This is a genomic window from Vibrio sp. HI00D65, from assembly GCF_001635455.1.
Lineage (GTDB): Bacteria > Pseudomonadota > Gammaproteobacteria > Enterobacterales > Vibrionaceae > Vibrio.
Genome location: NZ_LWEH01000364.1, coordinates 1 through 13,103, shown reverse-complemented (window position 1 = coordinate 13,103; position 13,103 = coordinate 1). Strand labels below are relative to the sequence as shown.

Annotated in this window: 10 protein-coding genes and 1 pseudogene; 4 read left to right on the top strand and 7 right to left on the bottom strand. The window is 39.1% G+C overall.

Annotated elements, in window-relative coordinates; translation table 11 throughout:
• The first annotated feature begins 35 nt into the window (after nucleotides 1–35).
• Complete coding sequence (locus A3712_RS19955; protein WP_063524748.1) at nucleotides 36–1,049, top strand: LacI family DNA-binding transcriptional regulator; 1,014 nt, start codon at nucleotides 36–38, stop codon at nucleotides 1,047–1,049.
• Nucleotides 1,050–1,116: 67 nt separating this feature from the next.
• Here A3712_RS19955 and A3712_RS28955 read toward each other — a convergent pair.
• The 5 genes and pseudogenes from A3712_RS28955 to A3712_RS19935 form a co-directional block, all read right to left on the bottom strand.
• Nucleotides 1,117–1,312 (bottom strand): annotated as a pseudogene (locus A3712_RS28955) (hypothetical protein); the annotation flags it as partial.
• 331 nt (nucleotides 1,313–1,643) lie between these two features.
• Nucleotides 1,644–4,049, bottom strand: a complete 2,406-nt coding sequence (locus A3712_RS19950) for a hypothetical protein (RefSeq protein ID WP_063524747.1) — start codon at nucleotides 4,047–4,049, stop codon at nucleotides 1,644–1,646.
• Between the two features lie 67 nt (nucleotides 4,050–4,116).
• Nucleotides 4,117–5,388, bottom strand: coding sequence for an alpha-xenorhabdolysin family binary toxin subunit A (locus A3712_RS19945; RefSeq protein ID WP_063524746.1), 1,272 nt, complete (start codon nucleotides 5,386–5,388; stop codon nucleotides 4,117–4,119).
• 13 nt (nucleotides 5,389–5,401) lie between these two features.
• Nucleotides 5,402–6,613: an alpha-xenorhabdolysin family binary toxin subunit A gene (locus A3712_RS19940; RefSeq protein WP_063524745.1), complete on the bottom strand. Its 1,212-nt coding sequence runs from the start codon at nucleotides 6,611–6,613 to the stop codon at nucleotides 5,402–5,404.
• A 758-nt stretch (nucleotides 6,614–7,371) separates the two neighbouring features.
• Entirely contained in the window at nucleotides 7,372–7,944 is a 573-nt protein-coding gene (locus A3712_RS19935; protein ID WP_063524744.1) for a MarR family winged helix-turn-helix transcriptional regulator, read from the bottom strand.
• A gap of 92 nt (nucleotides 7,945–8,036) precedes the next feature.
• On the opposite strand from A3712_RS19935, the gene A3712_RS19930 reads away from it, so the two are divergent.
• Together A3712_RS19930 and A3712_RS19925 are read left to right on the top strand one after the other, a co-directional pair.
• A complete protein-coding gene (locus tag A3712_RS19930) occupies nucleotides 8,037–8,789 on the top strand; it encodes a hypothetical protein (protein WP_063524970.1) in 753 nt (250 codons plus the stop codon).
• A 10-nt stretch (nucleotides 8,790–8,799) separates the two neighbouring features.
• Complete coding sequence (locus A3712_RS19925; RefSeq protein ID WP_063524743.1) at nucleotides 8,800–9,339, top strand: redoxin domain-containing protein; 540 nt, start codon at nucleotides 8,800–8,802, stop codon at nucleotides 9,337–9,339.
• Between the two features lie 388 nt (nucleotides 9,340–9,727).
• Here A3712_RS19925 and A3712_RS19920 read toward each other — a convergent pair whose 3' ends face one another.
• Together A3712_RS19920 and A3712_RS19915 are read right to left on the bottom strand one after the other, a co-directional pair.
• Complete coding sequence (locus A3712_RS19920) at nucleotides 9,728–11,356, bottom strand: ABC transporter ATP-binding protein (protein WP_063524742.1); 1,629 nt, start codon at nucleotides 11,354–11,356, stop codon at nucleotides 9,728–9,730.
• 12 nt (nucleotides 11,357–11,368) lie between these two features.
• Nucleotides 11,369–11,863: a hypothetical protein gene (locus A3712_RS19915; protein WP_063524741.1), complete on the bottom strand. Its 495-nt coding sequence runs from the start codon at nucleotides 11,861–11,863 to the stop codon at nucleotides 11,369–11,371.
• Nucleotides 11,864–12,104: 241 nt separating this feature from the next.
• Between A3712_RS19915 and A3712_RS19910 the strand changes: the two genes are divergently transcribed.
• On the top strand, nucleotides 12,105–13,103 hold a 999-nt coding region (locus A3712_RS19910; protein ID WP_157618828.1), incomplete at its 3' end, for a Lon-like protease helical domain-containing protein.

Genomic DNA, 13,103 nt, shown 5'->3' with positions numbered 1-13,103 from the left:
GGCTCCCCTCAATGTCGCTGGGTTAGGGTATCGAGATGCGCACTAAAACTAAAAAAACCACCGTATACGATGTAGCGAGGTTAGCCGGCGTTTCGCCAAGCACGGTTTCTCGTTTTCTTAATCGAACAACCTATGTGTCGGATGATAAAAGCCAGAATATCGAGCAGGCGATCAAAGACACTGGCTACAAGCCGAATTTTCAAATGCAGGAGAACATCAATCGCCGTTCACTCACGATAGGCGTATTGGTGCAGCATCCTGATAGCCCTTATACCAGTCGAATCCTCAACGACATGGAGAAAACCCTGATAGCTCAGGGCTATTCGTTGGTGATAGCTACCGGGCACTGGCAAAAAAAACTTGAAATACAAGCTTTGGAGTATCTAGCTAAGAGTAATGTTGACGGCATGATTATCGTGACAGGTAGCATTACCAAAGAGGATATTGCCAAGTACGCGCCAGACACTCCGGTTGTTGCGGTGGGCTATGACATGGTTGCAGATAATGTTCGCTCAATTAACATTGATAATGTGTTGGGTGGTTACATGGCGACGCTTCACTTATTGCAACAAGGGCATGTTAATATCGCTCATATTAAGGGGCTTTCGAGCCAACCTGACGCAGGTAACCGCTTCGAAGGCTATAAAAAAGCCCTCCAAGAGGCGGGCATCAAGGTGATGTCAAAGCTTGTTAAGCAAGGGGATTTCAGTAGTGAAACTGGCTATGAGAAAACCGTGGAATTAATCGAATCGAAGATTCACTTCTCTGCCCTGTTTGCTGCCAATGATCAAACCGCTTACGGCGCGATTAAGGCGCTCCATGATCATGGCTACAAAGTGCCAGAAGATGTGTCGGTAATTGGCTTAGATGACTTGCCAACGTCGAGGTATTTCACGCCAGCACTAACTACCTTAAGACAGCCAATTGAAGAGATTGGAAAGGTGTGTGCCCAGTCGATTTTGAACTTACTTTCAGGTAAGAGGCATGAAGCACGACTACCACCGATAGATTTAATCGTAAGAGAGTCGACCAAGTCTTTGTATCGTTAATTTTAAGATGATCACCAAGGTGTTACGCCCTGAAGCATTCGTAGTCGACACTGCCGTTATTGAGTCGTACGACGACAGCTAAGTTTTTAAGCCTCAGAACTATTTTCTGCACCAAGTTATAAAAACTCGCGTCGATGCTACCAGCCAATCGCTGACCTCTTGTGTGACAATACGTTCCGTTTCTATTTTCGGGCTAGTATCAACTGAAGCTGCTGACAAGCTTTGGCGTTGATTACTTGCTGGTGAGATGTGTTTGTCTTCATCTTTTCTCCCTTGTGCTTCTTATTTCGCACCGATTTGATTTTCTTTGCACCAGTTAATGTCATGACAACGTAGTTTTCGGCTCGTTAAGCGGTCAATTAGAAGATTGAATATAAGAGCAATAAGAAGAAATTAGAATGTTGTTTTATGCAATTTTCCAAATGTATCTTAGGGCTGGAACTTGATTAGGTGTGCTTAATGGAGTTATGTGAGAGGGTTGTCAACGGTTTAAATCACTGAAACCTTCCCATTTCATACAAGCTAACTACCTGATTTTCAATAATCTACAGTAGCTAGCTTGGTATGTTGGGAGTTTAATAAAAATTTTCTAAATCAGAATAAGTTTGAGCTCCTCCAAGGTGTAGATATTGAGTTTAAGCTCAGAGAGATCTTCACGTCTTGAAGCTTACTTAGATCATGACTTTCAAAATCTTTTAGCTTGAATGTCCAATTAGATAACAATGTCGGTTTAAAATAATAAGGACCGAAGTATTCATCAATGGCGCCATCTTCTACTATAGTGTTGTGTGATCCCACACTGTTATAGGAATAAAACTTATACTGCGGGCTAGTGTTGAAGGTGTAGCTAGTCCCTAAGTATGTATCTTGGAATTGGCCAGTATGGCTCACCTGGAACTTATAATAGCCATCGGGCAAGTCATTACCTACTAGTTGAATACCAATTTTGTTAACTCTGATTCTATCTCTATCCTTCAATGTGCCACCAGCAAAACTGGAAATATTATATTCAAATGGATTTTTTTGAAAGCTAACATATTTATTGTTATTAATACTAATGGTAAACTCACCACTTTCTTTTAAGCTTTTGACAACATCTTCGTTTTCTAATTGGAATGTATACTCATAATTTTGAGGATAAGAGTTAAGGCTACTTAGATGATCTATTAGATCTTGGTTCATTGTTACCAAGTTTTTATTATATTCATCGTATGTTGAATTCAACTTAGGAACAACGGAGCTATTTTTAAATGTATTGTATTTTAGGGCCGCGTTATAATTTAATTGAGTTGTGTACAATGGTCTTTTGAAAAAGTTATAGCTCCTGAATAGGTACTTTTGAACTTCTAATATGTTAGACTCATCATCTTCTATTTTTTCAATTAAAGCTTCAACACGTTCTAGATCTTCTAGAATAGCTGTTTTTTCGAGCTCTAACTCTACAACCCTAGCAGACATTTGAATTAATGCTAACTGAGTACCAGTCACAGCAGAGCCCCAGGTCATTAATCGATCAAGCGATGCTCGATAAGCCTTAGCTCCTCTTATTGATAGCGCTTCGGCAGCTCCAAGCATTTCTGAAATATCTTGCTGAGTGAGTGTCCAATTCAGTGCAGAGGATTCTAGTTCAGGAATGGCTAAATTGATATCATTCATCTGCTCACGAAGATCAGCCCCAAATTTCTGCTCTTTGACCATTTTTAGAATAGCAGTAATATTATCACTTAATTTTTTGATATGACCTATATTTTCAGCTAGCTTCTTTAAATTTTTAACATCAAAAACAGTTTCTTTAACATCACTTGCTATTTGATCAGCAGAGTCAGCAACGCCACCAACATTACCTGTAAATGCTCCAATAAATGCTTGACCTAGGTCAGCTAGGATAGATAAACAGTTAAACATGGTTTCAATGACAAAATTAGCTTGGTACTCAAGTATGCCTTTTTGAAAGTCTTTTTCTAGAACTTCAACAATAGACTCTTGTTTTTTAAATTCTTCACTTCGTTCTTCTATGACTTTCTGGTAGCTGTCGATTTTTTTGTTTTGGTTATCTATTATTCCCTGTTGCGCTTCTAAAGCACTTTGTAGATGACCCAGCATTAGTTGAGCTGCATCTTTTCTAGTTTCGATATCTAATGTATGATCTTCGAACTGGTTATATTCATCTTGAAATGAAGACATTGAATCAAGGATTATCTGATAAGAATCAGAATAGACATTCATTTTTAATTTTGGAACATAATTACTTGAATTATTGTTCATTTCTAAAAATATTTTTATAGCTTGAATAGAATTGTACAATCCTGCTAGGTTAATATCTTTATCCAGTAAAGATTGCGATTTACCTAAAATATCTGAGTACCAAGATAACATATCTAAACTCAAATTAGGTACTTGATCGTAAATAGATACACTCATATCAAATGCTTGATCAAATATAAATTGAGGATTGTTGTTAGAAGATGTTAAATAGCTGTTGATGTTTAAGTTTTCATCATTATAATCCGTAGGGGATTGGTTTTTTTGTTTTACATATCTGTAGTGACGGCCATTTTCTAGGTGTACTTGGTTAAAAGAATTTAACGTATTAATAGAAATTCTAGTATCAATTTCATTTGATATAACATTAACCATAGCCCTTGAATCTTCAGAAGCTGATAAGTTTACTGAGTGTTCACCAGTTATCTTCCTAGCTAAGATTAAAACTGACTGATTTGATATGTCCGAGACAACAGGAGAATCAATATTTATTGTGTCAGCAATAATAATAATGTTTCTAGCATTCTTGTTAGATCTTAAAATTTCAATTAATAAATCAGAGTTAATAAGCATTCCTTGAATAACACCATCCTTGTAGGATGTTGTTTGTTCTATATCCTTATAAGAGGATGGGTACAACTCATCTTCAATGAGATTGTAATAGTCTGTAAAAGGAGTCGCACTCGAACTATTGGAAGCTAAAATGATACTTAAAGCTAAAATTGTTTTTTTATACATTTTTTTCTCAATATAAACTTAAAATAAGCAAACTTAAGTTTGCTTATTAAAATTATCAAACTGCTATTTAGTTAAAATTGATTTTTTTAGTTGGTGCTTCACTTATAAATGCATTTGCAGCCCATTTATTAGCGACATTACCAACTTCAGCCCACAGTGCCTGAACAGCTTCGACTTCAGTCTGCGTATTCCAAGCTGCAGTCCAGTTATCTGGATCATTCAGTACATCGTCAGTGTCAATACCATCAATAGCTTGTATCGTCGTATCTAAAGTATTGGTAATATCGGCCCAGCCACCTTGTAATTTTTCAAGTGATTGGCGAGCAGCCCCCATAGAGGATTCAATATTATGCATATTACCTGTCGCAAGTGTCCAAGAGGTGTACACTTTTAACTGAGTATCAAGTTCTTGCTGTTTTTCTTCAAGCTCTTGTTTTTTAGCTTCTAATTCAGCCTTAAACGCGATTGCTTCTGCTGAACATTTTGCAGCACAGGTAATTGCAGCAATCGTACCCCAAGGTGGAATCCACGCATATGTAAGAGTCGTCCAAGAAACGGTTTTCCATTTTACATACTTTGCATTGAGAGCATCTTTTTCCAGTATTAAGCGTTCAATTTCAGATTTTAGAATATCCCCGTTATTGCCAAGTTCATCTTGATAAGCATCTTCTAATCGATCTAGCTTAGTTTCGGACTCTGTTAAAGTTAATACGAATTCACCTAATTTTTCATTAAGTAAACCAGCTTTATCATTAAATTCATGAGTTTCATTACTCATTTTTATGAGTTGTTTTTTAAATGCAGATTTATATCTATCAAACTTTTCTTGATCATCATATAAGGCAGCATCATACATTAACTCTGCAAGACTTGATAAAGCATTAGATTTAGAGTTAACTTGTAAGGAATAGTTTTTAAGGTCATGTGCCAGTCTAACCATTTGATCTCGATAACCATTAGCTCCTAGCCATTCGATCGAGATATTATGTATATCTTGATAGTTACTTAATAGCTGGGGATATACTCCAACAAACGGTAAGTCACCTAGCTCAAACTCCCATTTCATGTCTTGTTCTGTATGAGGTAAGCTATATGCCGTTTGTGCAAAAAATTGAATGTCTGACCATTCGTCAGTTGAAAGTATGAAGTCGCCGTTTTCTTCAAATACTGTCGGGTCCCCCAATAATAGACCTTCATTGGCAATCTGAAATGATTGGCTCTGCCCCGAATAATTTTGTGACTTATAGTTGTTCATTGTGTTTTGTGCTGAAAATACAGAAGTACTTTGTAGCGCTGCAATCGCAATGGTTGTTAAAAGTATCTTTTTCTTAAATCTCATATTAAGTTTCCTTTTAGTGGTATGTTTTTATTGTTACGCTGTTTATAAATTCTTGGCATTTCTCACTCAATGCCAGCCAGTTATCACCAAGTGAATCCGCTGTGTATTCAGCTAAGATATATCCCACAGTGGGATCTTTTAAATCACAGTCGAGTTCTTCAATTGTTGATATCACTAGCTCCATAGAGCTGACAAAGGCTTGCCACTGCCCAATTAGATGGCCTAAGCTATTGGTTGCTGGTCCAATTAACATATCGGTTGATTGGATACTCTGTCTGGCTAGTTGCCATGACCTAAAGATTTTTAAGCCATGATCTAATGAGATTTCCAGCTCATTTAGTTCTTGTATTTTTTCTTCTCGTTGGCGATTAACTTCTGCGGCTTGCGACCCGTAAACTCCTGCGACAGCAGGTGCAATGAACCAGCCCCAGAAAGGTACCCAGGCATATGTTGGAGTTGTTGCAGCGATGGTTACAAGCCTCGCATATTCTTTATTTAAAGCATCTATTTCCTTTTTAAGATCCTCTATATCTTCTTTTATTGAATTTTCATCATAATTCCCAATTAAGTCTCCATACCTAGATTCTAAAGTTTCTAAGTCTCTCTGTTGGTCTATTAATAATGTTTGAAAATCAATCATTTCCCTGGCTAATTTTTCAGCTTCTTCTGCACGAGGTATAGCGAATTTGAGTTGCTCTCTGAGAAGCATCACTAATGGCCCTTTTGTATTTTCGAATAGCGTTGAATTTCCTATATCTGCAGCATATTGAAGGTTTTCTATCGACCAATAAATAAATTCCATTATTCCTCCAGAGAAACTACACCATCCAGACATTGCTTGAATGTTGTCTAATAAACTACGGAATGTTTTGTTATTCCATTTCTCTGCGGATTGCTTGAGTTCTTGGTAGCAGCTCATTAACCAATCAAAACCAGAAACATCTATGTGTTCAGGTATAGAAAACTCTGTTGTAAACTCTTTTTCTGTTGTTGGCAGTGAAAGAGCATGTGTGATATACATCTGTATTTGTAGCCAGTGATGATCAGTCAATATGAACTTTCCATATTCATCAACAAACACCCCTTTGCCAGCAAACCTATCTACATCTGAATTTTCCTTATAAATATCAACACCATTTTTTAAGCCTTTAGATAATGCTTCCATAGGTAAAGTTGAGCAAAAGATTGAGGCTGTAATTCCTTTTAAAATAAATCGTCTTTCCATAAGTCTCTCTAATTCTTTAATGTTTTTTTTATTAATATATACAAGCACCCTCTATTTATAAAATTAAAATCAATGCAAGAATATCCTTTTAATAAAAATTAATTATATATTTTTTCTATTGATAGGTGTTTATGCTTTTTTGTTTTTTATATAACGTAATGCTTGTTATATGATTTCTTTATTTATTGATTATTATTTTAAATAAGCTTTCACATACAAATAATAATTTAAAATCAGTAGAGGTATTAATAGATGCTAATATTCGTAATCTATATGTTTTAATGTTTGAATTTGATTAGTGGATAAAGATTTTTAATCAATTAATTGATAGTGTTGTCAATTTCTGTGGGTTATCGCTTGCTTTGTTAACCTTTCTTTTTCATATGATTTTATGAACGTCATAGAGTGGGGGCTAACGACATGATGTGGTGGTGGCAGGAGTAGTTTTTCTGATTTGGAAACTTTGTCGTGTAATTCAATTTACAGATAGAGCTATTCGTTTCGTTCTTAGTCAATACGAACAGTTTTAGTCATATTTAACCTAGTAAGCTTGTCCAACGCTTTGAGTATCGTTGAGGTCTCATCTATCACGCTGTCCCATGATTAATCTGTATACTTGCGTCCACACACTAATCTCCTCCTCCTCGATCCAAAAGATGAAAGAACTACATTTAATGAGTAATGTATTTGATTGTGGCTATGTGTAGTTTACCAAGGTTGGGGAAACAGAGCCTTGGCATTAGAGGAAAATATTGTTGTTATTCAAGATGCTCAATACAAATCAATTTTATATCTTCATCTGATAGAGGCAATTGAGTTAAGCCGCATAGATGGGTGCCTTTAGATAAAGGTTGATTATGTTGACATGTGGCACATACACCAAAGGTGTGTAGACGGTTTTCATTCTGAATTGAACGCAGTAAAAGTTGCAATTGCTGTTGTAATTCTGCGCCATCGACGCCTGTATTTTCCTTTTTATTCGTATTTATTGCCCGTTTCATCAACGGTGGTGGGAACACGGTTTTTATTAGCTTCCTGCCCTGTTGCGATACGACTAAATGCGTCACCCTCTTATCCGTTACGTCAGGTTGTTTTATTAAGTAGCCTTTGGTTTCCAGTACTTTAAGACTTTGGGAAACCGTGCCTTTTGTTAAACCCAAGTATTCAGTTACGGCTTTTGGTGTGTCAGAAAATCGATTGCAAATTGATAAGTAGTACAATGCTTCAAAATGGATAGGCTGCAGGCCATAAGGTGTTAAATCGGCCCGTACTTCATTTCTAAGCAGATTACCGACTCTATCGAGTAAGTGATATAAAATTTCTGTATTCATGAATTAATAGTATCGACTAAAAACAATGTTGACAAGCGGGATTCTATACGATTATGCTATTTGGTATCGACTCGAAACTAAAAGGTAAGAAAATGAAAACTTCTAAACTAGGTTTATCTATATTGGCAGTATCGGTAGTGGCAAGCTCTGGTCAGGTGTTCGCACACGCAAATCACACTGGTGGTATTAATTCTCAGGTGAGTTCTGGCATATTGGCACCATTTGACATCATTCACACCAAAGTCACGACGAAAGGGAATATCGCGACTTTTCATATGGCAGTCTCTGAGCGAGCTGGAGAGGTTAAGCCTACGGCAACAGGCAAACTTGCAGGTAGTAACGTGTTCTCTTACGTTTGGCCGACAACTCTCAACAGTAGTCTGGTTGGTTTCGACGATAATGCAGGAATACTCGCGCTAGCTGTGACGTCTCATCCAGATTTTGATGATACGCCATTGTATGACGAGAATGGTGATGGTAATAAAGCGAATGATGGTGATGTCTGGCATAGTCACTGGGTGGTTTTAGAGCCTAATGAGCAGTGCGGAGTTGGTGCACTTGGTGTGGTAAATATTCCTGAAGGAGCCAAGCCTAATTTACCCAAAACTTGGCCAGGTTTACCGATTTTGATTGATAGCCCTGATTATAAACCCAACTTCAGAGAAAATTCGGTTAATGTCAGTTTTCGGTTTGACAATGTAGAGGCGATGAATCTGGCACAATTTGACGGAGTTACGTCTGGTCTGAGAGTCAATGCTAGTGCACATTCACCTTTGCTTTGTGTGGTTGATGTTTTTGATGTTGCATCTGGTGATCTATCACTGCCGGGTAAAACGAACCAGTAGGAGGGTTAACATGAATCAATGGTCAAAGGCCCCAGAGCTCAAAGTATCGAGCTGGTTAAATACAGATACTCCTTTGCTTCTTAGTGAGTTGAAAGGGAAAGTCATTGCCTTACACACATTTCAGATGCTCTGTCCTGGTTGTGTAAGTCATGGATTACCACAAGCTGCCAAGTTAGCACATTTCTTCAAGGATGAAGCGCTAGAGGTCATAGGGCTACATACGGTTTTCGAACACCATGAAGCTATGCAGCTTAACTCACTTAAAGCATTTGTACATGAATACCGTCTAGATTTTCCAATCGCAATTGATGCTCCTTCAGGCGGATCAATACCTATTACAATGGGCGAATATGGATTAGGGGGGACTCCTGGATTGGTTCTAATTGATAAAATGGGCCATATTCGATTTACTCATCATGGCACCATTGATGACATGATGCTGAGTAAAATGGTGTCATTCTTGTTGGGGGAAGTAACTTCAAATGATGATAGCTTTAATTTTACCGTCAATGATTTAAGGTCGAGTAGTGGAAAATGTTCAGTAAGTTGAACGCCATTGCGGGCATGCATTTGGATAATGGATTCGTGTTCGTATAATGCGATCGACTAGTCAATAAATATTGTTTTAGCTAAGGTTCGCTATTTGAAATAAGGAAGCCACTTTAGCGATTCGGTTGGATATTGATTACAGTAGGTGGAGTGAGGTTGTACTCAATTGAAAGTCAGAAAAGACTGTTAATACAAGTAAATGTACGTGACCATCGTTATCAACCACTAAACTGATTTTCTTTATATGTCAGAAACGAAAAATGTCGCATCCATGCGACATTTTTCTTTTGGCGGCCAAACCAGTTTTGCTATATCCATTCTAGAGTGCAATTCATTAGATGCTTCTCAGAATGTACTTTTAGGACGCTGTTAATCTTGATTAGTTCCCTTTAAGCGGCACTTTTTTCCGAATTATTTTCTAAATCGAATGACGCTGCGATGAGTTTCTTTGTGTAGTCGTTTTTCGGCGCATTAAAAATCTCTTCAGCTGAGCCTTCTTCCATCACTTCACCCTTCTGCATCACAAGTACGCGATCTGAAAGTGCCTTCACGACCGAAAGGTCATGGCTGATGAATAGGAAGCCAATATTGTGCTTTGTTTGGATGTCTTTGAGCAGGTCAATCACGGTTAGCTGTACTGAGCGATCGAGTGCTGAAGTCGGTTCATCCAACAAAATGAAAGATGGCTCAAGAATCAGTGCACGAGCAATCGCAATACGTTGTCTTTGTCCGCCAGAAAACTCATGCGGGTAGCGGTTAATTGAGCTTGGCTCCAAACGAACCTCAATCAGTGCTTTACGAGCTCTTTCTAAACGTTCTTGTTTTGACAAGTGAGGTTGATGCACCGTTAAGCCTTCAGTGATGATTTCGCCAACCGTCATACGTGGTGACAAGGAACCATAAGGGTCTTGGAACACCATTTGAACATCTTTTTTCAGCCTATGGCGCTGTTTTTCGTTGAGTAAGCTGACGTCCTGTCCTTTATAAACAATGCGACCTGAGCTTGGCAATAAGCCGATTAACGCGCGTCCAAGGGTTGACTTGCCAGAACCAGACTCGCCAACAATGCCGAGGGTTTCACCTTGTTTTAGGTTCAACGAGATGCCTTTCACCGCTTCAAAGTACTGATTTTTTGATTTGATGAAGCTCGGTTTCACCAAGAACTTAACACGAATATCTTCAGCAGAAAGAAGCTCTGGAGCTGCGGCGCTTACCGGATCTTTCGCTCCTTTAGGTATTGAGTTAATGAGCATTCTTGTGTAGTCATGTTTAGGGCGATCGAATAGAGATTGAGTCATCCCTTCTTCTACCAGTTCACCTTTACACATCACTATCACACGATCGGCGAAGTGTTTTACCACACCTAAGTCATGAGTGATGAACAAAATTGCCATTCCCATCTTGCCTTGGATCTCTTTGATAAGAGAAAGTACTTCAGCTTGAACCGTTACATCGAGTGCTGTCGTCGGTTCGTCCGCAATCAGAATATCCGGTTCATTAATCAGTGCCATTGCAATCATAATGCGCTGCAGTTGACCACCCGAAAATTCGTGCGGGTACTTGGTGTATGACTTTTCTGGCATTGGCAAGTGCACAAGATTGAACAGCTCTATCACGCGCTGTTTGGCTTGAGATTTTGACACTTTACGATGACACATAATAGCTTCTGCCACTTGAATACCGACGCGCAGGTATGGGTTCAAAGATGTCATCGGCTCTTGAAAGATCATGCCGATTCTATCGCCACGAATCGACTGCATTTCACGCTCGGATTTTTCGAGAACAGATTCACCTTCAAACTCAATTTGAGACTGGGGATCAATAATGGCGTTATCTGGAAGTAGACGCATCAGTGCGTTTGAGGAGACAGACTTACCAGAACCTGATTCACCAACAATGGCCAAGGTTTCGCTGGAGTTGAGGGTAAAGTTAACCTTTTTCACCGCATCAACGATTCCATCGTTGGTTTTGAAGCTAACGGAAAGGTTATTGACTTTAAGAAGAGCCCGGTCCGACATGATATATCCTTATCAATTTAAGACGTTTGGTGAAGATTGAACTTCTGACGTTGTTTTAAGTTGCCCAAAATGGTGATGAGCACGTTGAATTTGTTCTAGCTCTAGCATCCAATGCGAGCTGCGTTGAGCACTGCAAAAAGCGATCAGGTGATTGAGTAGATCTTCACTCTGCTTTTCCAGTAACCCGTGGGTGTGTTGAATCAGCTCTGTGCTCTCAAGAGAGATAAATTGCATTAACGCAAAAGACTGATTCAATGTATCAAAGGCTTGTTGGTGTTGCCCTAAACGGTTGAGAATCTCAGATTGAGCCACGCTTGCATCTCTGAGTCCCGCAAGTAGGCAGGCAAATTGGCAAGGCTTGATATCGCTTTGGTATGCCGCATCTTGAATGTGGTGAGGAAGAGAATTGAGAACATCACCAAAAAGGCGCTGCGCTTCTGGCCAGTGACCTTGCTCCATTAACTGTTCAGCTTTTAGGTAGTGCATCCAGCATCGTTCAATTTCCATATCCACATCCTCGATTTATAATATTTTGAAAGGTTAATGATATTTATTATCAATTGCAAATTAAAATCATTCATATGTTAGGTTTGGTGAATTAAATAGCTTGTTACTCATAAAATTGCATTAAATTGTGTGTTATTTGTTCGGTTGAACAGCGGTGTAGCGTAAGTCACTAAATTTATAGGCAATTACATCTACACTAAATTTATCTACACCCAAGAAATAAAGGACTAAGGAGGCGGCGATGGCGATTCAAAGACTCAATACAGAACAACTGTATCAGGTAGCAGAACTCGAAAAGCTACCATGCAAGTCGACCAAAGAACTGGCTCCAATTGACGAAATCGTCGGGCAAGAACGTGCGCAAAAAGCCGTTGAGTTCGCGATGTCAATTAAGGAAAAGGGTTACAACATTTATGCGATAGGACGCAATGGTCTGGGCAAGCGCACCATGATCCTGCGTTATCTCAATCGACACCCTCATGAAGTTGAGGAGCTTTTTGACTGGTGTTACATCGCGAATTTTGAGGATATCCGTACACCTAAGGTATTGAAACTTCCGCGTGGTGTGGGCAGTAGCTTAAAGCAAGATATTGAAAAGCTGATGCGTAAGCTCATTAAAGCGATGCCACTCGCGTTCGACAATGAGATGTACTTCAGCCGTGCTGATCGACTAAAGAACCAGTTAGCAGCCAAGCAACAAGCTGCGCTAGAAGCGATCAGCCAAGAAGCGAAAAAGAACGGCGTGAACCTGACAATTACCACTCAAGGTGATTACCAGTTTGTGGCGATGAACGGCGATGAGCTTCATACCGAAGAGAGCTTTGATCTGCTGTCACCTGAAGAGCAAGACCAGTTCGATAAAACTATCGATGCACTGGAAGTTGGGCTGCGAACCATTTCTCGTGAACTGACGGAACTTGAAGAGACGTATACCGAGAAAATTCAGAAGCTTAATGATGATACGGCGCGAGATGTGATCACGCACTTCATCAAGCAATTGAAGAAGGATTACAGCCAATATCCAGACATTAAAAAGTATCTAACCGCACTGCGTAAAGACATTGTCGATAACGCTGATATTTTCTTAGAAGAGAGTACTGAGCAGGCAGAAGTTGCGACGGCTTCTTTGGACAAGAAAATGCCGCGTCGCTACAAAGTGAACGTGATTGTGAGCCAGAAGGAAGACACTCTCCCGATTGTGGTCGAGGAGAATCCGAATTATCACTCTCTGTTTGGTTAT